Origin of the sequence: Sphingobium sp. (assembly GCA_023266575.1) — a bacterium.
Lineage (GTDB): Bacteria > Pseudomonadota > Alphaproteobacteria > Sphingomonadales > Sphingomonadaceae > Sphingobium.
This window is the reverse complement of the sequence record JAHFPV010000002.1, coordinates 309910-332440: the sequence shown is the minus strand read 5'-3', so window position 1 is coordinate 332440 and position 22531 is coordinate 309910. Positions and strand designations below refer to the sequence as shown.

Sequence of the window (22531 nt, the reverse complement as noted above, 5' to 3'; positions counted from 1 at the left end):
CGGGGGGCAGGACGATGAATGAAACGGGCTTCTACCGGGCGATGTGGCGCTGGCATTTCTATGCCGGCCTCATCGTCCTGCCGGTCTTGGCACTCATGGCGGTGACGGGCGCGCTCTATCTCTACAAGCCGGAGATAGAAGCGATTCTCTATCCGGTGCATATGTCGGGCGCGCCATCGGCCTCGTCTCTCCCGCCATCACGCCTGATCGCGACGGTGGAGCAGGCAACGGGCGCGCAGGTGACCCAGATCGCCCGTCCCCTGACCACCACCGAAAGCTGGCGGGTGATGACGAAGGCGGACGCTGGCCCGCCTACCGTGCATTTCGTCGATCCCCGCAATGGCCGGATATTGGGTCAGATGCGCGGCGGCGGCGTCATGAAGGTCATCAAGGATCTGCACAGCCTCGCGCTCACCGGCCCGGTCGGCAACCGCTTGGTGGAGGTGGTCGCGGGCTGGGCGATTCTGCTCTGCATAACCGGCCTCTATCTGCGCTGGCCCCGGCGCGGCCAGCCTGCGCTGGCGATTCGCGGCCGGGCATCGGGCCGCCTCTTCTGGCGCGACCTGCATGGCACGCTGGGTTTCCTGTCCGCTGGCGTCATCCTGTTCCTGGCCGTCACCGGGATGCCCTGGACGCAGGTCTGGGGCGGCGGTCTGCGCGCCGTCGTTGCCGCCAATGATTGGGGGCGACCCAAAATGGCGGTGATCCCCTGGAGCGCGCCCGCCAGGGACGCGCTGCCCTGGACGCTGCGCGAAGGCGGCGCGGCGGCTGGCAGGGCAGGCGACATCGGCGTCGACGAAGCGCTGCGCATCGCCACTACGCGCGGCATGGGCGGCGTCCAGCTGATCCGCCCCGCCACCCCCGGCGCGCCCTATCTGGCTGCGTCCATCGTCACACAGGCGCAGGACGCCCGCGCCATCACCATCGACGCCGCATCCGGCGCAGTGGTGCAGGATATGGACTGGCGCATGTTCGGTCCCGGCGCGCAGGCGGTCGAATGGGGCATCGCCACCCATCAGGGCCAGCAATATGGAGAGGCCAACCGGCTGCTCATGCTCGCGGGCTGCCTCTGCCTCCTGCTCCTCTGCCTGACCGCGCCGGTCTTGTGGTGGAAGCGACGGCAACAGGGACGCCTCACCGCGCCACCCGCCGCCACCCCCGCCGCACGGCATATGGTGGCAGGCCTGATGCTGCTGATCGGCCTGCTCTTCCCGCTGACCGGCCTCAGCATGGTCGCCGCGTCGCTGGGCGAGTGGATCATGGGCCAGCGCCGGACGGCCTAAATCCCGTTCGGGCTGAGCTTGTCGAAGCCCCGTCCTTCTTCTCGGAAGAAAAGGACTGCCCTTCGACAAGCTCAGGGCGAACGGATTAAATGAGGGAGCAGGCGTCTGTCCAAGGCGGACGGTTTTCTTATCCCGCGACATCCTCTACAGGCCGACCATGATCCGTCTCTCCGGCCTGCAACTCCCGCTCGACCACCCTGTCGAGGCGATCCCCGCCGCCATCTGCGCCCGGCTGGGCATCGCGGCGTCCGATCTTCTGTCCCACAGCCTCGTCCGGCGCGGCAATGATGCGCGTCGGCGCAGCGCGATCCAGCTGGTCTATACGTTCGACGTCGCGGCCACCGACGAACCCGCCATCCTCGCCCGCTTCGCCGGTGACAAGGATGTGCGCCCCACGCCCGACACCAGCTATAAGTTCGTCACCCATGCCCCTGAAGGCGGCCCGGCGCTGCGTCCGGTCGTCATCGGCGCAGGACCATGCGGTCTGTTCGCAGGCCTCATCCTGGCGCAAATGGGATTCCGCCCGATCATCCTCGATCGCGGCAGGCAAGTGCGCGAACGCACCAAGGACACATGGGGCCTGTGGCGTCGCGCCGAGCTGAACCCCGACTCCAACGTCCAGTTCGGCGAGGGCGGCGCAGGCACCTTCTCCGACGGCAAACTCTACTGCCGGGTCAAGGACCCCCGCTTTCTGGGCCGCAAGGTGCTGGAGGAGTTTGTCGCGGCGGGCGCGCCCGACGACATATTATGGGAAGCCCACCCCCATATCGGCACTTTCCGCCTTGTCACTATGGTCGAATCCATGCGCCGCCAGATCGAGGCACTGGGCGGCGAATATCGCTGGCAGACCCGCGTTGACGATCTCGCGCTGGAACCAGCAGGCGATGGCACCCAGAAGCTGCGCGGCCTCCATATGCAGGACGGCAGCTTCCTCGAAGCCGACCATGTCGTCCTCGCTGTCGGCCACAGCGCCCGCCCGACCTTCGAGATGCTCCACGCCCGCGGTGTCCATATCGAAGCCAAGCCTTTCTCCATCGGCGTGCGGATCGAACATCCCCAAAGCTGGGTCGATCGCGCCCGCTATGGCCAATGCGCGGGCCACCCGGATCTGGGTGCCGCCTCCTACAGCCTGGCCCATCACTGCGCCAATGGCCGCACCGTCTACAGCTTCTGCATGTGTCCCGGCGGCCGCGTCGTCGCCGCCACGTCGGAGGAAGGGCGCGTCGTCACCAACGGCATGAGCCAGTATAGCCGCGCCGAATTCAACGCCAATTCAGGGTTGGTCGTCGGCATCGACCCCGCCCGCGACTATCCCGACGGACCGCTGGCGGGGATCGAATTGCAACGCCGCTGGGAATCGGCGGCCTTTGTCGCGGGCGGCGCCTCCTATTTCGCGCCGGGCCAGACCGTGGGCGACTTCATGGCCGGTCGCCCCTCCACCGCATTGGGAGAGGTCGTCCCCTCCTACAAGCCGGGCGTCACCCCCACCGACCTGTCGCTTTGCCTGCCCGATTATGTGGTGGACGCGATCCGCGAGGCACTGCCCGCTTTCGGCCGCCAGATAAGCCATTACGATCACCCGGACGCGGTCATGACCGGCGTGGAAACCCGCACATCCTCCCCCATCCGCATCACTCGCGGCAAGGATTTCCAGAGCCTCAACGTCGCCGGTCTCTATCCGGCAGGCGAGGGGGCGGGCTATGCCGGCGGCATCCTCTCCGCCGCGATCGACGGTATCAAGGTGGCGGAGGCAGTGGCGCTCTCCACGAAAATCTGACCGGGGACTGATGGAGATTTTGGATGCCTGACAAGGGTTCGAACCTTGATTGACGGAGTCAGAGGGCGTTGCAACAGCGCGCAGCGCTTGTCTGGCCCAGCGTCCGCGTTCCTTCGGCCCGTCTAGCGACCATCCGCACGTAAAGCGACGCATTCCATACATGGAGATCGAGAGCATTAGGCACGAGGCGCTCCGGCGGTTTGTCGAAACAGGCAAGCCCAAGGGGCTGGCGGCTGACTTTCTCGATCAATGAACAGGGTGCCGTCCAAGATCTGGACTTGGAGGATTATCACTGATGACTATCAAGGTTCATCCCTCGTTCGCGATCCACGCTGGGGAGTGGCTTAAGACCGAAATCGTTGAGGCGCACGGTGTTTCGATCAACGATCTGGCCCAGGCCTTCGGCGTCAGCCGGCAGTCCATCAGCTCGCTTCTGAACGGGCGGGTGGCGCTGTCCGCTGACATGGCCATTCGCTTTGAACATGCCTTCGGCGTGAAGGCTGAGACACTCATGCGGATGCAGGTCCGCTATGAATTGGGCAGGCGCGCGAGCATGAAGCCGATCTGGCAGTGCCGAGCCTGATCCAATGCAATAATCCGTCGGGATATGCGTGGAGGGCTTTGACGCAAAGCTTCATCGACTGAAATCTTTGATTGGCTATTTTCTGTCACGAACCTGACAATTGCCGCTAGGTCGGCGGGCAGGCGACGGTTGGCGGCATGATGGGCTGCTAACCGTGTATCGGATTAACACCAGGCCCTTTACAGAGCGAAACGGATGCCAGCCATCATCCCATATTGCGTCACGTCGCGCATACCCACCAGCGTCTGACCTTCCAATGTCATCGCCAAACCGCCAGGAAGTTGCGCGGCAATGCCGCCCGCCAGCGAAACGCGCGTTCGGTCGGTGGGCGATGTCGTCAGCGTCGCGCCCGGACTGACGCTGCTGCCGGCGAAGGGATCGTTGACGTAAAAGACCCGCGTTGTGCGTTGCCTGTCCGCCGTCTCGAAAATGGCACGGGCGCGGGCATATGGGGACAATATTCCCCAACTCGTGCTGATCGCCTTTGATGCGTCCACCCCGAAGGCCATTTGCAGGCTGTCGGATTTCTGCTCGGCGAAGCGATAGCCCAGACCATTGGCCTCCTGCTCGGCAAAGCCGTCGATTGTCAGATTAGCCCAGGACAGCTGCGCCACTGGTCCTACCGTCCAGGCGCCCTCGCCCAGATTGTAGAAAACGCTGACCGACACTTCCGACTGGTTGGCATGGGTGCGTGAAGTCGCCGTCGAATCCTCAACCCTATCGACTGGTGCCTGCACGCCGCTGGTCGGCAGCGCATAGTCGATCGTCCGCGCGCCGCGATAGCGCACCCGGCTATAGGCGGCGAGCAGCGACGCCTCAAACCGTTCTACCGGCTGGATCATCGCATAAACCGCCGCCGTATAGGCGCGCGAACGCATCGACCCGCCGTCGCTGTCGAAATCCAGTTTGGTATGGCCATAGCCGAGCGCCAGTCCGGCGACGAACTTGTCGCTGAACCGATAATCCGCCCCCGCCACCGCCGAGGTGAAATTCATGTCGAACCCGGTTTCCAGCGTGGTGGCGTCGCGGTTGCCGCCGCTATAGCTGACATTGCCAAAAAACTGCAGGCGTGGCGTGCCACCGATGCCATAATCGACCGACCCGTCAGACTGGATGGCGTCGCTGGCAGCAAACTGGGTTGGCGACCATAGCATAGCGGTGCCCATCGATTGCGTTGAAAAATGGCTCATCGCGCTCAACCGCGCGGAAATGGCACTGGTCTGCATCTGCGACGCGCCCCGCACGGCAGCGTCTTGCGACAGAATTTCATCCGATGTGATCTGGGTCAGGGCGGACTTCCTGTCCGCAGGGGTCGAGTTGAGAACGGAATTGCAACGTCGAAATAGCGCTTCTTGCCCAGCGGTCAGGGTAGGTCGGATCTTCCGCATCTCAGGACAGATGGCTTGGACATAAGCGAGAGTCGCCTGCTCATTGCCACCCGATTGCGCCGTGGCAGGCGCGACCCACCCGATCGAACTCGCGCAGATCAAAGCCAACGACGCAATGTGCCGATCCATCATAGCCATAGAGATTCCCCTTAATCCGTTGAAGACAAAAAGAAAGTCTCCAACAACGCACCGAAAACTAAGTGAACACGTCGAATATCGCAACATAACGCTAGGTTTAGTTTCATTTATCATTCTTTTTTGTCATCATTCGCGATATTCACGCAACAGGGGATTGGAGGAATTTCTTCGTGGCGACATTGTTTACGCGATGGATGGGGACACTGGCACCGGCCATCGCGATGCTGGCCGCTCCAGTCCTGCCAACAGCGCGTCTCGTTGCGCAACCGCCGTCAGATCCCGCTGTCTTTCTGACCGTCGATTGTCTGCTCCCCGCGCAGGTCCGCAAGATGGGGCGGATGATGACCTATTTGGGCCAGCGCCGACCGGTGCGCACTTCCGCTTCCGATTGCGAGATCAGGGGCGGCGAATATGTCGCCAGCGATCGTGCAGACTATCGCACCGCCTTCCAGGTCTGGATGCCGCAGGCGCAGGCTGGAGACCCGAAGGCGCAGACCTATATCGGCGAAATCCTGGAAAAGGGCCTTGGCCGCGCCGCCGACTATAGCCAGGCGGCGTTCTGGTATGAACGCGCCGTCGCGCAGAATTACGCGCCGGCCAAGGTCAATCTGGCGCATCTTCTGGCCGATGGGCTGGGCGTCGCGGCGGACAGGGCGCGGGCAGACAGCCTGTTGCTGCAAGCTGCCAATCTCTCGCCAGCCGTGCTGCCGGTCAGCATCGCGCCGGACAGCGCCGTCCGCATTGCCGCCATAACCGCCGATCGCGATGCGCTGGCCGCGCAACTGCGTGACCGTCAGGCGGAGATCGACCGGCTGACCCGCGACCGCGCGACCGACCAGCAGGCTCTCGTCGATGCGCGCGCGCAGGCAGCCTCTTCCGACAAGGGGCAGGCGACCGCACATGCACAGCTGACCGCGCGGCTCGCTGCCGCTGATCGGGCGCTCGCCGTCCGCACGGCGGAGCGTGACGCCGCCCTTGCGGACGCGCGCGCGAAGGAGAGCCAGTCCGCCGCCCGTGCGCAGGCGGCCGAACAGCGTGTCGCTCTGTTGCAGGGGCAGGTCGATCATGCATTGGCGAAACAGGCTGGATTACAATCGGCCGACAATGCCGATCGCGCCGCCGCGCAGGCCGCTCTGGCCAGCCAGACCGCGCAACTCAGCGCGGCAGTAGCAACGCTCACCGCCGCGCGCGATGCCGCTCGGCAGGACCGTATTGTCTCGGCGCAAAAGGCGCAGCAACTGGAAACCGCGCTCGCCGCCGCCGCGCTCGCTCGCGACCGACTGAATGCAGAGGCTCTGTCGAGCCGCCAACAGATCGAAATGCAGCAGGCGGCTCTCAGGGCACAGCAAGCCCGCCTTGCCGAATCCGAAAAGCAACTCGCCGCCCTGCGCGCCGAAATGCTCCCGCCTGGCGACGCCCCGGTGATCGAGCTTATCGAACCCACGCTAATGGCGACGCGCGGCGTCGCTTTGGTGCAGGTAAACGCTGCGCTGGCAAAGCGCGCCATCTTCGGTCGCGTCCGCACCCGCGATCCGATCAGCCTGCTCACCGTCAACGGTCAGCGCCAGAGCGTCGACACGACCGGCCTGTTCCAGCTTGATGTGCCGCTGGGCGCGGCTACGACCATCGTCCAGATCGTCCAGATCGTCGCGATCGACCGGCGCGGCCGGCGCGGCCAGCTTGATTTCCAGATGCACCGGGAACAGCCCTCTCCGGTACTCACCGCGCCTCCCCCCGTGGCACCCCCGGCTTTGCGGCTCGCCATGCGCCCGCAACATGCGCTGCTGATTGGCAATGCACGCTACACCGGGCTTCCCGGTCTCAAGACGCCCGCCGCCGATGTGGAGGAGATTGGCCGCATTCTGCGCGACCGCTATGGTTTCCAGGTCACTATCCTGCACGACGCCAGCCGTTACCAGATGCTTTCCGCCCTCAACGCCTTGCGCAAGATCTTGACGGCGAAGGACGACTTGCTCGTCTATTATGCCGGCCATGGCCACAAGGAGGTGATCGACGGGCGCGAGCGCGGCTACTGGCTGCCGGTCGACGCGGAGCAGAGCAACCCCGCCAACTGGATTTCCACTCTGGACGTCACCGACATGCTTGCCAGCATGGAAGTGCACAAGGTTCTGCTGATCTCCGACAGCTGCTATTCGGGCCTTTTGACGCGCGGCCTGGTGCGCCTGTCCAGCACTGCGTCGGACGATGCCCGAGCCACATATCTCAAGACCATCCTCGAACAGAAGTCGCGCAATGTTTTGACCTCCGGCTCCGACTTGCCAGTGCTGGACGGTGGGGGTGGCACCCATTCGATCTTCGCCAAGGCACTTGCCCGCATCCTGCTCGACGCAAAGGGGCCACTACAGGGACAGGATCTAGCGCAGGCGCTGCAACAATCCGTGACGCTCGCCGCACAGTCGATGAATTTCGACCAACGTCCTCAATACGGCCCGCTACAACTCGCAGGCCATGAGGGCGGAGATTATATCCTGCTACCGATTAATCCCCTTTCGTAATCAGAATGTCCGAGCCGCGCTAGCACGCACAGATACAGTCCACTTCGCTGCACGACTCAAAGCGTAAGCTGTTCACCGTGCTGATAGCTTTCCAATTATGTGGGATCTTCGAATTTGCTGGCCCGGTCCCTCACCGGAAGATCCCAAAGAACGACCCGTTGCACCGTTATTACGATATTAGTTTCGAGTCTCAGACGGCAAATTGGCTGTTGAGCGGCATGGCCGGGGAGGCTCCCAAAGTGCCTTAGCGAGATAGGCGAGCCGGTTTGGAAGGCCACAGCAGGGCTTCTGGACGCGATCGTGTCCGCCGGCCCAATGGGGCATAGGCAATAGCTGGAAAGGTCATTGGTGGTCTCTGCGGCCGGGCTGCACGAGCGAAAATCGCGGGTCCTACCTGAGCCATTGGTGGGGACTAAGCGGTGAAGAACCCCATTTAAGGCACGAATTCCCTATCCGAGCCGCTTCGATTGTTAGAACTTCGGGTCTGCCGCGTCAGGATTGGCGTTATTGGAGGATGAGCATGTACTTGCGGACTTTGAGAGCAGGCACTCGGACTGAATGATAGTGCGGGATCCGCGATGAATGCTCGTCATCCATCATTTGTCTGCCATCCCGTCTTTAATTCGCAGAGGGCAGCATATGACAAATCCAGCCAGGATAACTCAAGCAGACATGGATCGCGCTTGCAAAGCCGTGAAGGCAGCCGGTTTCGACCAGGCTAGGATCGTGATGGACCTGGATGTCCGAACCATCGAGATCATTATCGGAGACCGCCACTCGGCAGTCCCGGCTTCTGAGCCCAATGAATGGGATAGAGAGTAGAAGTGCCCCCGCGTGGCGTAGAAACGCCCCCACTAGCAGAATCAGCCGCATCGCATGGGAATGGCAGCCATGCCATGTCGCATTCCTGTTGCATGGAGTGACCGGGAACGCGCGGAAAACCTCAGAAAATGGCGGAAATGCGCGGGATTGGCGTGCGACAAAAAAGCGACGTTGCAGCAGCAGTGCTTGCTAGCCAACTAACTGATTTTAAACAGGAAATAATGGATGCCCGACAAGGACTCGAACCTTGATTGACGGAGTCAGAGTCCGCTCTCTTACCATTAGAGGATCGGGCATCAATCCTTAGCGCCATGCGCTTGGGAGGCCGCAAATAGGCGGGGGCAGGGGGCAGGTCAAGAGCATTTTAGCCCAAAAGATGCCACCAAAAGAAAAGCCCGCCGGCGCGTCAAACGCATCCGGCGGGCATTTGCGTTGCCCGGTTAGGGGCAACGCGCTTGGGAGCCATTCCCCATGTAGGAAACGGCCCCCGCGCTTTCAAAATGTCAGTCCATGTCCTGCGTGGTGAAATCTTCACCCTGCACGGCACCCAGCGGATCGTCGCCAATCGCGGCTTCCGGTCCCTGGCGCAGTTCGGCGGCATGTTCGGCCGCCGCGCTGGCGGGCGCGATCAGGTCGACCTGGCTCGACGCCCGCAGCGCAGCGCGCATCGCTGCGTCCCGCGAGGAGGCGGCGACGCGCAGGCGGTTCATGCCCGCACCGGTGCCTGCCGGGATCAGACGGCCGACGATGACGTTTTCCTTCAGGCCAACCAGCGTGTCCTTCTTGCCCTGAACCGCCGCTTCCGTGAGGACGCGGGTGGTTTCCTGGAAGGACGCCGCCGAGATGAAGGAGCGCGTCTGGAGCGAGGCCTTGGTGATGCCCAGCAACACCGGCTTGCCGGCAGCAGGCAGGAAGCCCGGCGCCAGCTTGGCGTTGATCTCGTCCATTTCCTCGCGATCGACCTGCTCGCCCACCAGCAAGGTGGTGTCGCCGGACTCGATGATCTCGACCTTCTGCAACATCTGACGAACGATCGTCTCGATATGCTTGTCGTTGATCTTCACGCCCTGCAAGCGATAGACTTCCTGGATTTCCGCGACCAGATATTCGGCCAGCGGCTCGATGCCGAGAACTTCCAAAATGTCGTGCGGATCGGGCGAACCGCCGATCAGATTGTCGCCGCGCTTGACATAGTCGCCTTCCTGAACGTCGATCACCTTGCTCTTGGGGATCAGATATTCGACCGGTTCGCCGCCATCCTCAGGGTTGATGGCGATCTTGCGCTTCGCCTTATAGTCCTTGAGGAACTGGACGCGGCCGGACACCTTGGCGATGATGGCGTTGTCCTTGGGCTTGCGCGCCTCGAACAGCTCGGCCACGCGCGGCAGACCGCCCGTAATGTCGCGGGTCTTGGCGGCTTCGCGGCTGACACGCGCCAGCACGTCACCGGCCTGCACCGTCTGACCATCCTCGACCGACAGCATTGCGCCCACGGCCAGCATGTAGCGGGCCGCTTCGCCCGAACCATCGTCCAGCAGGGTCAGGCGCGGACGTAGATCCTCCTTGGTGCGGCTGGAGCCACGATGCTCGGTGACGACCTTCTGGGAAATGCCGGTCGCCTCGTCGGTCTGCTCGGTCAGCGTCTTGCTGTCGATCAGGTCGACATATTTGACGATGCCCGGACGTTCGGTGATCACCGGCATGGTGAACGGATCCCATTCGGCGATCCGGTCGCCCTGCTTAACCGGTGCGTTATTCTCGAAGAGAATGGTCGCGCCATAAGGCAGGCGATGCACCGCGCGCTCGCGGCCTTCATTGTCGATGATCGCCAGTTCGCCGTTGCGGGCGAGCGACAGGCGGCGGCCACGGCTGTCCGTGATCGTCGGCATGTCGCGCAGTTCCAGTGTCCCGTCGGCAATCGCTTCCAGGTTCGACGTTTCGTTGAGCTGCGCCGCGCCGCCGATGTGGAAGGTCCGCATCGTCAGCTGGGTGCCAGGCTCACCGATCGACTGCGCCGCAATGACGCCGACCGCTTCACCGATATTGACCGGCGTACCACGGGCCAGATCACGGCCGTAGCATTTGCCGCACACGCCCATCTTGCTTTCGCAGATCAGGGGTGAGCGGATCTTCACCGCCTGGGTGCCGATCGCCTCGATCTTGGCGATCATCGGTTCGTCGAGCAACGTGCCGATCGGGATGATGACGGTGCCGTCCTTGCTGTCGACAATGTCCTGTGCCGTGGTGCGGCCCAGGATACGTTCGCCAAGCGACGCGATGGTCGAACCGCCCTGGACGATCGCCTTCATCTCCAGCGCGCGGTCGGTGCCGCAATCTTCCTCGACGATCGTGCAATCCTGGCTGACGTCGACCAGACGGCGGGTCAGGTAACCCGAATTTGCCGTTTTGAGCGCGGTGTCGGCCAGACCCTTGCGGGCGCCGTGGGTGGAGTTGAAATATTCAAGGACGGTCAGGCCTTCCTTGAAGTTGGAGATGATCGGCGTTTCGATGATCTCGCCCGAAGGCTTGGCCATCAGGCCGCGCATACCCGCCAGCTGCTTCATCTGCGCCTGGCTACCACGCGCACCGGAGTGCGCCATCATGTAGATCGAATTGATCTGCGCCAGGCGGCCGGTCTGCGGGTCCTTGGGCTGGGCGCGGATCTCGTCCATCATCGCGTTGGCGACGCGATCGCCGCAACCCGACCAGGCGTCGATCACCTTGTTGTATTTTTCCTGCTGGGTGATCAGGCCGTCCTGATATTGCTGCTCATAGTCGGCCACCAGCGCCTTGGTCTCGTCAACCAGGGTCACCTTGCTGTCGGGGATGACCATGTCGTCCTTGCCGAACGAAATGCCCGCCTGGAATGCGTGCTTGAAGCCCAGCGCCATGATGGCGTCGGCAAACAGTACCGTGTCCTTCTGGCCGGTGTGACGATAGACCTCGTCGATCACGTCGCCGACGTCCTTCTTGGTCAGCAGGCGGTTGACGACGTCGAACGGCACCTTGTGGTTCTGCGGCAGACATTCGCCCAGCAACATGCGGCCCGGTGTGGTCTCATAACGCTTGAGGTAGCTGTTGCCCGCCTCGTCGGTCTGCGGCACGCGGCTGATGATCTTGCTGTGCAGAGTCACCGACTTGGTGAACAGCGCCTGATGCACTTCCTGCATGTCGCTCAGCAACATGCCTTCGCCCGGCTCGCCTTCGCGCTCCATCGACAGATAATAGATGCCCAGCACCATGTCCTGCGACGGCACGATGATCGGCTTGCCGTTCGCAGGGCTAAGGATGTTGTTGGTGGACATCATCAGCACGCGCGCTTCCAGCTGCGCTTCGAGCGACAGCGGAACGTGGACGGCCATCTGGTCACCGTCAAAGTCGGCGTTGAAGGCCGAGCAGACCAGCGGGTGAAGCTGGATCGCCTTGCCCTCGATCAGCACGGGTTCGAACGCCTGGATGCCCAGACGGTGAAGCGTCGGTGCGCGGTTCAGCATCACGGGATGCTCGCGGATCACCTCGTCCAGGATATCCCAGACTTCCTTGCGCTCCTTCTCGACCCACTTCTTGGCCTGCTTCAGGGTCATGGACAGACCCTTGGCATCCAGACGGGCATAGATGAACGGCTTGAACAGTTCGAGCGCCATCTTCTTAGGGAGCCCGCACTGGTGCAGTTTCAGCTCAGGACCAGTCACGATGACCGAACGACCCGAATAGTCGACGCGCTTGCCGAGCAGGTTCTGACGGAAGCGGCCCTGCTTGCCCTTGAGCATGTCGGACAGCGACTTGAGCGGACGCTTGTTTGCGCCGGTGATGACGCGGCCACGACGACCATTGTCGAACAGGGCGTCGACCGCTTCCTGCAACATGCGCTTTTCGTTGCGGACGATGATGTCCGGCGCGCGCAGTTCCATCAGCCGCTTCAAGCGGTTGTTACGGTTGATGACGCGGCGATAGAGATCGTTGAGATCCGACGTCGCAAAGCGACCACCGTCCAGCGGCACCAGCGGGCGCAGTTCTGGCGGGATCACGGGAACGACGTCCAGGATCATCCATTCGGGGCGGTTGCCCGAATCGATGAAGCTTTCGACGACCTTCAGACGCTTGATGATCTTCTTGGGCTTCAGCTCCGACTTGGTCGTCGCCAGCTCTTCCAGCAATACCTGCTTCTCGCCCTCAAGGTCGAGGTCCATCAGCATCTGCTTGACCGCTTCGGCACCGATCCCGGCGGAGAAAGCGTCCTCGCCATATTCGTCCTGCGCGTCGAGCAGTTCGTCCTCGTTCAGAAGCTGATACTTCTCCAGCGGGGTCAGGCCCGGCTCGATAACGATATAGCTCTCGAAATAGAGGACGCGCTCCAGCTGCTTCAACTGCATGTCGAGCAGCAGGCCGATGCGTGAAGGCAGCGACTTCAGGAACCAGATATGCGCAACCGGCGCGGCTAGTTCGATATGCCCCATGCGCTCGCGGCGCACCTTGCTCACCGTGACTTCGACACCGCACTTTTCGCAGACGATGCCCTTATATTTCATGCGCTTATACTTGCCGCACAGGCATTCATAATCCTTGATCGGGCCAAAGATACGCGCGCAGAACAGGCCGTCACGCTCAGGCTTGAACGTGCGATAGTTGATGGTTTCGGGCTTCTTGATCTCGCCGAAGGACCAGCTGCGGATGCGCTCAGGCGAGGCAAGGCCGATCTGGATCTGGTCGAAAGTCTCGGTCTTGGCGACCGGATTGGCGAAGTTGGTCAGTTCGTTCATATTCTTTTTCCTCAGTTCCCCTCCCGCTTGCGGGAGGGGTTAGGGGAGGGGATGTCTTGCGCTAGGCTTGGGCCTGAAACCCTTATTCCGCCGCTGCCGCGAAGCCGCCTTCGTCCTCTGGGATCTCGTCGAGCGTGTTCAGCTCCACGTTCAGACCCAGCGAGCGCATTTCCTTGACGAGAACGTTGAAGCTTTCGGGGATGCCCGCTTCGAACGTATCGTCGCCCTTGACGATCGCTTCATAGACCTTGGTGCGGCCGACCACGTCATCGGACTTCACCGTCAGCATTTCCTGCAACGTATAGGCGGCACCATAGGCCTGGAGCGCCCAGACCTCCATTTCCCCGAAGCGCTGGCCACCGAACTGCGCCTTACCACCCAGCGGCTGCTGGGTGACGAGCGAATAGGGACCGATCGAACGGGCATGGATCTTGTCGTCGACAAGGTGATGCAGCTTCAACATGTAAATGATGCCGACCGTGACCTTGCGGTCGAACTTGTCGCCGGTGCGGCCATCGAACAGGTCGCTCTGACCCGATGAATGCAGCCCTGCCAGCTCCAGCATGGTCGACACGTCCGCTTCGCGCGCGCCGTCGAACACCGGCGTTGCCATCGGCACACCGCGTTCCAGATGCTCGGCCAGATCGATGATCTGTTCGGGCGTCCGCGCTTCGATCTCGGCGGCATATTGCGGACCATAAGCGGCCAGCAACCGGTCCTTGACCGCGTCGGGCATGTCGCCCGCCGACGGGTTGGGATTGGCCTCGCGCCATTCTTCCAGCGCGTGCTTGAGCTGCTGGCCAAGGCCACGGGCAGCCCAGCCCAGATGCGTTTCGAAGATCTGCCCGACATTCATGCGCGACGGCACGCCCAGCGGATTGAGCACGATGTCGACATGCGTGCCATCTTCCAGGAACGGCATGTCCTCGACCGGCAGGATGCGCGAAATGACGCCCTTGTTCCCGTGACGGCCAGCCATCTTGTCGCCCGGCTGCAGCTTGCGCTTCACCGCCACGAACACCTTGACCATCTTGAGCACGCCCGGCGGCAGCTCGTCGCCACGCTGCAGCTTGTCGACGCGATCCTCGAACTTGTCGACGATGATCTTCACGGCTTCGTCATACTGCGCCTTGACGGCCTCGATGCCCGCCTGACGGACATCGTCCGCCACCGCGAATTTCCACCATTCATGACGCTCGACTTCGCCCAGCAGCGCTTCGTCGATCTCGACGCCCTTGCGCACGCCCTTGGGCGCGGCCGTGGCGGTCTGGCCCAACAGCATTTCCTGGAGGCGATTGAAGGTCGCACGGTTCAGGATGGCGCGTTCGTCCTCGCGGTCCTTGGCCAGGCGGTCGATTTCCTCCCGCTCGATCGCCATGGCGCGCTCGTCCTTGTCGATGCCGTGGCGGTTGAACACGCGCACTTCAACGACCGTTCCAGCAACGCCCGGCGGCAGACGCAGCGACGTGTCACGCACGTCGGACGCCTTTTCACCGAAGATTGCGCGGAGCAGCTTTTCTTCCGGGGTCATCGGCGATTCACCCTTAGGGGTGATCTTGCCGACCAGGATATCGCCCGGCTCCACTTCGGCGCCGATATAGACGATGCCCGCCTCGTCGAGGTTGCGCAGCGCTTCCTCGCCGACGTTCGGGATATCGCGGGTGATATCCTCTGGCCCCAGCTTGGTGTCGCGGGCCATGACCTCAAACTCCTCGATATGGATCGAGGTGAACACGTCATCCTTCACGATCCGTTCGGAGATCAGGATGGAGTCTTCGTAGTTGTAGCCGTTCCAGGGCATGAACGCGACCAGCGTGTTGCGGCCCAGCGCCAGCTCACCGAACTCGGTCGAGGGACCGTCGGCAATGACGTCGCCCGCCTCGATCAGGTCGCCGACCTTCACCAGCGGACGCTGGTTGATGCAGGTGTCCTGGTTGGAACGCTGGAACTTCTGAAGCGTGTAGATGTCCACGCCCGACTGGCCCGGCGCGATGTCGCCGGTGGCGCGGATGACGATACGGGTCGCATCGACCTGATCGACGATACCCGCCCGCTTGGATGCGACCGCCGCGCCGGAGTCACGGGCAACCGTGCCTTCCATGCCGGTGCCAACGAACGGCGCTTCGGCGCGTACCAGAGGCACCGCCTGACGCTGCATGTTCGAACCCATCAGCGCGCGGTTTGCGTCATCGTTTTCCAGGAACGGAATGAGCGATGCGGCAACCGACACCAACTGCTTGGGGCTGACGTCCATCAGTGTGATATGGTCGCGCGGCGCCATCAGGAACTCGCCAGCTTCGCGGCTGGAGATGAGATCCTCGACGAAATGGCCGTCGGCATCGACTTCGGCGTTGGCCTGCGCGATCGTGTGCTTGGCCTCTTCCATGGCGGACAGATACACGACCTCGTCCGTCACCTTATGGTCGATGACCTTGCGGTAGGGCGTTTCGATAAAGCCGTACTTGTTGACCCGGCTGAACGTGGCCAGCGAGTTGATCAGACCGATGTTAGGGCCTTCGGGCGTTTCGATCGGGCAGATACGGCCATAATGGGTCGGGTGAACGTCGCGGACTTCAAAGCCTGCACGTTCGCGCGTCAGACCACCCGGCCCAAGCGCCGACACGCGGCGCTTGTGGGTGACTTCCGACAAGGGATTGGTCTGATCCATGAACTGCGACAGCTGCGAGGAGCCGAAGAATTCACGCACCGCGGCCACGGCGGGCTTGGCGTTGATCAGGTCGTTGGGCATCACGGTCGACACGTCGACGCTCGACATACGCTCCTTGACGGCGCGCTCCATGCGCAGCAGCCCGACGCGATACTGGTTTTCCAGCAACTCGCCGACCGAACGGACGCGACGGTTGCCGAGGTTATCGATATCGTCGATTTCGCCCTTGCCGTCCTTCAGGTTCACCAGTTCCTTGACGACGGCCAGAATATCCTCGGTCCGCAGCGTAGTGACGGTGTCCTCTGCGTCCAGGTCGAGACGCATGTTCAGCTTCACACGGCCAACCGCCGACAGGTCGTAGCGCTCAGGATCGAAGAACAGGCCCGCGAACAGCGATTCGGCGGTTTCCTTCGTCGGCGGTTCGCCGGGGCGCATGACGCGATAGATATCGCTCAAAGCCTGGTCGCGCTCTTCGGCCTTGTCGGCCTTGAGCGTATTACGGATCCACGGACCGGTGCCGACATGATCGATGTCGAGCAGTTCGAGACGGTCGATGCCCGCCTTGTCCAGCTTCTCCAGATTTTCGGGCGTCACTTCGTCACCGGCTTCGATGTAAATCTCGCCGGTGGTTTCGTTGATCAGGTCATAGGCGCTGTAGCGGCCATAGACTTCCTCGGTCGGGATCAGCAGCGTGGTCAGGCCATCCTTTTCCGCCTTGTTGGCGGCGCGGGGGCTGATCTTGTGACCGGCGGCGAACACGACTTCGCCCGAATTGCCATCGACAATGTCAAAGGCAGGCTTCAGGCCGCGCCAGGCTTCCGCCAGATAGGGAATCTGCCAGCCGCCTTCGCTGCGCACGAAGGTCACCTTGTTATAGAAGTGACCCAGAATCTCTTCGGCGGTCAGGCCCAGCGCATAGAGCAAAGCCGTGACCGGCAGCTTGCGCTTGCGGTCGATACGGACGTTCACGATGTCCTTGGCGTCGAACTCGAAGTCCAGCCACGAACCGCGATAGGGAATGACGCGCGCGGCGAACAGATATTTGCCCGACGAATGGGTCTTGCCACGGTCATGGTCGAACAGCACGCCCGGCGAACGGTGCATCTGGCTGACGATCACGCGCTCGGTGCCGTTGACGATGAAGGTGCCGTTGCCCGTCATCAGGGGCATGTCGCCCATGTAAACGTCCTGCTCCTTGATATCCAGAACCGAACGGGTTTCGGTGTCCTGGTCCACTTCGAACACGATCAGGCGCAGGGTAACGCGCATCGGCGCTGCATAGGTGATGCCGCGCTGACGGCATTCCTCGGTGTCGTATTTGGGGTCTTCCAGCTCGTAATGGACGAAATCCATTTCGGCGGTGCCGGCGAAATCGCGGATCGGAAACACGCTGCGCAGCGTCTTTTCCAGACCCGACACATAGCCGATCGACGGGTCCGACCGCAGGAACTGTTCATAGCTTTCGCGCTGAACCTCAATCAGGTTCGGCATCTGCACCACTTCGTGGATGTCGCCGAACACCTTTCTGATGCGCTTCTTCGCGCCGGTGTTGCTGATGGAGGGAGCCTTGGTCGCCATGCGTTGTCCTTGCCTTCGTTCGTCGCGTATTTTTCGCATCGCAGCGAAAACTCAGCCTGAACGCGAATGGGAGGGGGTGATTCGTACCCCTGCATCCACGCAAAAAAGTGCGGGTCGGGACTGTCCGAACCGCACTGTCAGCGTCTTGTAACCCGCCAAATTCGCCCCATACTGCCAGTGATCGTGCGCAATGCGACCCTGTACCCCGGACGATTCGGGAGACGGTTCCTGCCATGCCGTAAAGCTGCCTGAACCGGATTTCGAAGGGCGCATATAGGACAGGCATAGCCCTTTGTGAAGGGGGTAAGCGCCGCCGCTGCGCCAGAGTCACAGCCCCGTTTTTGCCCGCACCTTCCCTTTTGCTGCAACAGCTGCTATCTGGATTTTGCTTACGTCGCCTTTTGACGGATATCGGACTGCCTGAAGGCTTCTCCTCTTGTCCCCCATCGCGCCTCACAAAGCCGGGATGTGCGAATAGTCGCGCATCCCTTTCATATCATGCGCAATGCAGGACAGATTAGAACGAATGCTGAAATATAAGGAACCCGATTTTCAGGAACGCAGGGCGCTCGCCACACAGGCGCGTGACAAGGCGCTTGCCAAGCTGCGGGCCAAGCCCCCGGTTGATCCGGTGCTGGCGGCCGAACGGGCCGCCGCAGCTGAAGCCAAGGCAGCAGCCGAACAGGAAAAGCGTCGGCTGGCCAAGCTCGCCCGCGAAGAAGAACGCGCCGCCAAGATGGAACGCGCGCGTCTGGAGGCGGAAGCCGCCGCTGCTGCGATCAAGCCGGAACTGACCGACGAAGAACGCAAGGCTGCGCGCGACGCGCGCTATCAGGCCCGCAAGGCCCGTAAAGGCGGGCGCTGACAGCGTCCCGGTCGCGCCCGATGGCGCGGCTCACACACTCATGGTCGCATGGCCGGCATGGTGCCGCTATGGGCCTAAATCACTTGTTACGCGGCATTGGCCGCGAGGAATAATTTTGCATAACCATTCACCCAGAAGCCCACGCCCCACGCTCTCGCTGTTCGACAGGAAGCGCCCTTATCATCCCGGCCTGACGCCGGGCGGCACCCTGTCCGCTAACCAGCTCAAGCAGATCGTTGCGGATATGGTGGGCTAAATATTGATCATGTCGGGGGGAGCGCCGGTTGGCGCTCCCCTTTTTTCTGTCATTCAAAAGGAGGCCCTATGAGCCGCGCAGCAATCCGTCCCTTCCTGATCAGCAAAGATGAAGAAGGCCATTTCCGCCTGACCGTGCGGGAAACCCGCTATAATTCGCAGGGTTATCCGCTGACCTCGTCGCTGCTTCAGGACGAGAAATTCAAGACCGCGACCGCCGTCCGCGCCTTCGCGCGCGACATGTTCAAGGCCGAAGCCGGCCAGTTCGCGACGAAATAAGTCTTTGCCTACGGGCTGGCGGCCGGGACTGTCCCGGCCCCAGAAACGGGAGATTTGGGCACCGGCGAGATCGTCACCGTCTCGAACCGTTGCTTGCGTCGTACACCGGCCAGCCCTGTTTCGGTCGTAACAGTCGTCGGCACGCGCTGGCGCATGCATTCGCCCTTCACGGCGCGCGGCGTCTGGGCGCAATTCCACAGGGCGCGCTGCAATCCGCTCCCGACATTGTGGATATAGGCGAAGCTCATCGCCTCCATCTGCTTGTCATTGAGCGGCAGTCCGGCAGGTGCGCTGCCAGCGCGCCACGCCATGATCCGGCACTCGCCCCGCCCGGCGCAAAATGTCTGCGCGATGGCAGGCCAGCTATCCGCGTCGGTGTCCCGGCCCAGTTCCACCAGAAAAGCCTTGGCTCCGGGCGCAACCGCGACCAGCCGCACCCCGGCCATCTCCTTGCCCAGCGACTCCGCGCCAATCGCCTGTAGAGGCCTTGCCGCGAGATCGGCGGCTGCGCCCGTGGCAGACAGGGCAGGCGATCCAGCCGTCAACAAGTCTGTGGCACCCTGATGCGCCGCTGACAGCCGCGCGATCTGGCCGATCAGCGGCTCCCCCGCCGCACTCCCGGCGCGAAACGCAGGCGGCGTCCCCCACCAGCCACGCCAGCGAAAGAAGAGATGCGTCCCCACGGCGGTCAGCTTGTCCAGGCTCCCGCTCCAATAGGGCACGACCCAGTCGGTATGATAATGGGTCGCATAGCCAACCGCCGCAAACACCTTGCCTGTCAGCGCAGCCTTGGCAATTTTCCGCGCCCGCTCCCAGGCAGCGGGGGAGGGGGTACGTGCCAGCGCGCCGTCGCAGCTAAAGGTAAACTGGCAGCCCGTCGTCCGTTTCTGCCCCTGAAACACGACCCCGCACACTGTATTGGGGAAAGCGGGATGGCGCACCCGGTTCAGCACCACCTGCGCGACGGCCTGTTGCCCCACCGCATCGTCGCCTGCTTCGTAAATCTGCGCCGCCGCCAGACAATCGACCGCTCGCGCCAAATCCGTCTCGCTGCCGTTGAACAGGAAAGGGCGCGCCGCCGGATTGCGCAGCCGCGAAAAGGGGATGGCGGCATTGACCGCCCGCGCCCGATCCGCATCCAGCGCATAGACGGCCACCGGCTCGACCTTCGGCGGAGGACTGGGTGGCCGCACGCTGCGCGCGGCGGTGGCGAAGCGGGCCCGGCCGTGAACAACCTGCAGCCGACTTTCCCACCCCGCCACGACCGCAGGCAGGCCGACAAACAGCGCCAGCCAGACCAGCCACACCCACGGACGCGGCTGATTGGAGGATGAAGCGTCGGTCATGCTGCTGGCGCTGCTAATCCCTTATTCCGGCAGGAAATCGGGCACCGACAGATAGCGCTCGCCCGTATCATAGTTGAAGCCCAGCACCCGGCTGCCTGCGGGCAGCTCCTTCAGCTTCTGCGCAATCGCCGCCAGCGTCGCGCCCGAAGAAATGCCCACAAGGATTCCCTCCTCGCTGGCCGACCGTCGCGCATACTCCTTCGCGTCAGCCGGATCGACCTGGATCACTCCGTCGAGCAACTGGGTATGCAGGTTTGCCGGAATGAATCCCGCGCCAATCCCCTGGATCGGGTGCGGGCCGGGCTGGCCGCCGCTGATGACATGCGACAGGGTCGGCTCGACCGCATAGACCTTGATCCCCGGCCAGGCCTGTTTCAGCACCTCCGCCGTGCCGGTAATATGCCCGCCGGTGCCGACGCCGGTGATCAGCACGTCGATCGGTGCGTCGGCGAAATCGGCCAATATCTCCTGCGCGGTGGTGCGGGCATGGACCGCGATGTTCGCGGGATTCTCGAACTGCTGCGGCATCCAGCTATTGGGGGTCTGCGCCACCAGCTCCAGCGCGCGCTCGATCGCGCCCTTCATCCCCTTTTCGCGGGGGGTCAGGTCGAAACTGGCGCCATAGGCCAGCATCAGCCGCCGCCGCTCGATCGACATGCTTTCGGGCATGACCAGCACCAGTCTGTAACCCTTCACCGCCGCGACCATGGCCAGCCCCACGCCGGTATTGCCCGAAGTCGGCTCGATGATGGTGCCGCCCGGTTGCAGGTCGCCAGACGCTTCGGCGGCCTCGATCATGGCCAGCGCGATCCGGTCCTTGATCGACCCGCCCGGATTGGAGCGTTCCGACTTGATCCACACCTCTGTGCCGTCAGGCGCATCACCAAACAGCCGGTTCACCCGGACATGGGGGGTGTTGCCGATGGTTTCGAGTATCGTGGCAGCTTTCATGGGGCTTTCTCCTGGCTGAGGTCCGCCGCCCTTATGTCGGGTGGGTCGAAGGTGCGTGCAAGGCGCAATTCGGGAAAGAGCCGCGCCCAGAACAGGGTGATGACGATAGCACCGATGCCACCGCCAATGACAGCGGCAACCGGCCCGACCAGCGCGGCAAGAAAGCCGCTTTCCGCTTCGCCCAGTTCGTTGGAGGCGGAAATGGTCAGTTGCGACAGGCTCGACACCCGCCCGCGCATCGCGTCGGGGGTATGGAGCTGGACCAGCGACTGGCGCACGAACACCGAAATCATGTCCGCCGCGCCCAGCACCACCAGCGCGCCGATGCCAAATTCCATCGCGATGCTGCGCGGCAGGAAGGCGGTGCAGCCGAACGCTATGGTGGCAATGCCGAACAGGACAACCGCCCCCAGCATCTTGACGCCGACGTCATTCTTCAACGGCCGAAACGAAAACCACAATGCCATCAGCCCCGCGCCGATCCCCGGTGCGGCGGCCAGATGCCCCAACCCCGCCGACCCCACATGTAATATGTCGCGGGCATAGACCGGCAGCAGCGCGGTCGCCCCCGCCAGCAGCACCGCAAACAGGTCCAGCGTGATCGTCGCCAGCACCAGCCGGTTGGTCCGCACATAGGTCAGCCCGTCGATCATCTGGCGGATCGGATGGCGGCTGATGTCGCGTTCGGGCTGCGGCACCGGGCCGATCAGCATCATCGCGCCCAGCGCCACGCCATAAAGGATCGCCGCCAGCGCATAGGCGCCCCAAGGCGTCGCCGCATAGGCATAGCCGCCCAGCGCCGGGCCGACGATCGACCCGGCCTGCCACACCACGCCGGATATGGCGATAGCATTGGGCAACACCTCGCGCGGTACCAGATTGGGGGCCAGCGCGCCATAAGCGGGGCCGTTGAAGGCGCGGGCAATGCCGACGATGACGGCAATGCCGAAGATCAGCGGCAGCCCGACCCAGCCCTGAAACGTTGCAAAGGCCAGCAACCCCGCCGCCGCTGTCAGCATCGTCAGCGTCAGCCGGGTGATGATCCGCCGGTCATAATGGTCCGCGACCCAGCCGGTCAGCGGCGTCAGGAAAAACAGCGGCAAAAATTGCGCCAGGCCGATCAGCCCCAGCTGCGCCGACGCGCCCGCCGTCGTCATTGTTTCCCGCGCGATATTATAGGCCTGCCAGCCCAGCACGATCATCATGCTGTACTGCGCCAGCACCGCGGTCATCCGCCCGATCAGATAGGCCCGAAAATCGCCGAAATGCAGCGGATGGCGATGCGGGGAGGGGGCTGTCATGCCAAAGGCTTTAGCCGCTGT

General features: G+C 62.9%; 13 protein-coding genes and 1 tRNA gene. 7 read left to right on the top strand and 7 right to left on the bottom strand.

Annotated features, from left to right (window positions below; translation table 11 throughout):
- Nucleotides 1–14: 14 nt before the first annotated feature.
- From Q0D44_RS04010 to Q0D44_RS04000, 3 genes are all read left to right on the top strand, one after another.
- The gene (locus Q0D44_RS04010; protein ID WP_294132726.1) at nucleotides 15–1283 is read left to right on the top strand and encodes a PepSY domain-containing protein; all 1269 of its coding nucleotides are present in this window, start codon (nucleotides 15–17) and stop codon (nucleotides 1281–1283) included.
- 157 nt (nucleotides 1284–1440) lie between these two features.
- Nucleotides 1441–3060 (top strand): NAD(P)/FAD-dependent oxidoreductase, encoded by a 1620-nt coding sequence (locus tag Q0D44_RS04005; RefSeq protein WP_294132724.1) that lies wholly within the window; start codon nucleotides 1441–1443, stop codon nucleotides 3058–3060.
- Nucleotides 3061–3355: 295 nt separating this feature from the next.
- Entirely contained in the window at nucleotides 3356–3643 is a 288-nt protein-coding gene (locus tag Q0D44_RS04000; protein ID WP_294132721.1) for a HigA family addiction module antitoxin, read from the top strand.
- Between the two features lie 179 nt (nucleotides 3644–3822).
- On the opposite strand, the gene Q0D44_RS03995 is transcribed toward Q0D44_RS04000, so the two are convergent.
- Nucleotides 3823–4887: an autotransporter outer membrane beta-barrel domain-containing protein gene (locus Q0D44_RS03995; protein ID WP_294132714.1), complete on the bottom strand. Its 1065-nt coding sequence runs from the start codon at nucleotides 4885–4887 to the stop codon at nucleotides 3823–3825.
- A gap of 452 nt (nucleotides 4888–5339) precedes the next feature.
- On the opposite strand from Q0D44_RS03995, the gene Q0D44_RS03990 reads away from it, so the two are divergent.
- A complete protein-coding gene (locus tag Q0D44_RS03990) occupies nucleotides 5340–7685 on the top strand; it encodes a caspase family protein (protein WP_294132711.1) in 2346 nt (781 codons plus the stop codon).
- Nucleotides 7686–8729: 1044 nt separating this feature from the next.
- On the opposite strand, the gene Q0D44_RS03985 is transcribed toward Q0D44_RS03990, so the two are convergent.
- From Q0D44_RS03985 to rpoB, 3 genes are all read right to left on the bottom strand, one after another.
- Nucleotides 8730–8803: transfer RNA gene (locus Q0D44_RS03985), tRNA-Gln, on the bottom strand.
- Nucleotides 8804–9010: 207 nt separating this feature from the next.
- Nucleotides 9011–13267 (bottom strand): DNA-directed RNA polymerase subunit beta', encoded by a 4257-nt coding sequence (rpoC, locus tag Q0D44_RS03980; RefSeq protein ID WP_119745667.1) that lies wholly within the window; start codon nucleotides 13265–13267, stop codon nucleotides 9011–9013.
- A gap of 82 nt (nucleotides 13268–13349) precedes the next feature.
- Nucleotides 13350–17513, bottom strand: coding sequence for a DNA-directed RNA polymerase subunit beta (rpoB, locus tag Q0D44_RS03975; RefSeq protein ID WP_294132700.1), 4164 nt, complete (start codon nucleotides 17511–17513; stop codon nucleotides 13350–13352).
- 526 nt (nucleotides 17514–18039) lie between these two features.
- Here rpoB and Q0D44_RS03970 point away from each other — a divergent pair.
- The 3 genes from Q0D44_RS03970 to Q0D44_RS03960 all read left to right on the top strand — a co-directional run bounded on the left by Q0D44_RS03970 (nucleotide 18040) and on the right by Q0D44_RS03960 (nucleotide 18912).
- A complete protein-coding gene (locus Q0D44_RS03970) occupies nucleotides 18040–18378 on the top strand; it encodes a DUF6481 family protein (protein WP_294132694.1) in 339 nt (112 codons plus the stop codon).
- A gap of 115 nt (nucleotides 18379–18493) precedes the next feature.
- The gene (locus Q0D44_RS03965; protein WP_294132692.1) at nucleotides 18494–18634 is read left to right on the top strand and encodes a hypothetical protein; all 141 of its coding nucleotides are present in this window, start codon (nucleotides 18494–18496) and stop codon (nucleotides 18632–18634) included.
- Between the two features lie 68 nt (nucleotides 18635–18702).
- Nucleotides 18703–18912 carry a hypothetical protein gene (locus Q0D44_RS03960; RefSeq protein WP_006950609.1) on the top strand — a complete coding sequence of 70 codons (210 nt, stop codon included), beginning with the start codon at nucleotides 18703–18705 and terminating at the stop codon, nucleotides 18910–18912.
- 8 nt (nucleotides 18913–18920) lie between these two features.
- Here Q0D44_RS03960 and Q0D44_RS03955 read toward each other — a convergent pair whose 3' ends face one another.
- From Q0D44_RS03955 to Q0D44_RS03945, 3 genes are read right to left on the bottom strand one after another with little or no spacing between them, the layout of a single operon-like run.
- Nucleotides 18921–20258 (bottom strand): cell wall hydrolase, encoded by a 1338-nt coding sequence (locus Q0D44_RS03955; RefSeq protein ID WP_294132689.1) that lies wholly within the window; start codon nucleotides 20256–20258, stop codon nucleotides 18921–18923.
- A 21-nt stretch (nucleotides 20259–20279) separates the two neighbouring features.
- Complete coding sequence (cysK, locus tag Q0D44_RS03950) at nucleotides 20280–21209, bottom strand: cysteine synthase A (protein WP_294132687.1); 930 nt, start codon at nucleotides 21207–21209, stop codon at nucleotides 20280–20282.
- Nucleotides 21206–22510, bottom strand: a complete 1305-nt coding sequence (locus Q0D44_RS03945; protein ID WP_294132685.1) for an MFS transporter — start codon at nucleotides 22508–22510, stop codon at nucleotides 21206–21208. The genes cysK and Q0D44_RS03945 overlap by 4 nt, the downstream gene beginning before the upstream one ends.
- Nucleotides 22511–22531: the final 21 nt, after the last annotated feature.

Bases quoted from the DNA above. Each gene is read 5' to 3' on its own strand.
- cysK (WP_294132687.1), bottom strand. From the start codon at position 21,209: ATGAAAGCTGCCACGATACTCGAAACCATCGGCAACACCCCCCATGTC.
- Q0D44_RS04010 (WP_294132726.1), top strand. From the start codon at position 15: ATGAATGAAACGGGCTTCTACCGGGCGATGTGGCGCTGGCATTTCTAT.
- Q0D44_RS03960 (WP_006950609.1), top strand. From the start codon at position 18,703: ATGAGCCGCGCAGCAATCCGTCCCTTCCTGATCAGCAAAGATGAAGAA.
- rpoB (WP_294132700.1), bottom strand. From the start codon at position 17,513: ATGGCGACCAAGGCTCCCTCCATCAGCAACACCGGCGCGAAGAAGCGC.
- Q0D44_RS03955 (WP_294132689.1), bottom strand. From the start codon at position 20,258: ATGACCGACGCTTCATCCTCCAATCAGCCGCGTCCGTGGGTGTGGCTG.
- Q0D44_RS03945 (WP_294132685.1), bottom strand. From the start codon at position 22,510: ATGACAGCCCCCTCCCCGCATCGCCATCCGCTGCATTTCGGCGATTTT.
- Q0D44_RS04000 (WP_294132721.1), top strand. From the start codon at position 3,356: ATGACTATCAAGGTTCATCCCTCGTTCGCGATCCACGCTGGGGAGTGG.
- Q0D44_RS03970 (WP_294132694.1), top strand. From the start codon at position 18,040: ATGCTGAAATATAAGGAACCCGATTTTCAGGAACGCAGGGCGCTCGCC.
- Q0D44_RS04005 (WP_294132724.1), top strand. From the start codon at position 1,441: ATGATCCGTCTCTCCGGCCTGCAACTCCCGCTCGACCACCCTGTCGAG.
- rpoC (WP_119745667.1), bottom strand. From the start codon at position 13,267: ATGAACGAACTGACCAACTTCGCCAATCCGGTCGCCAAGACCGAGACT.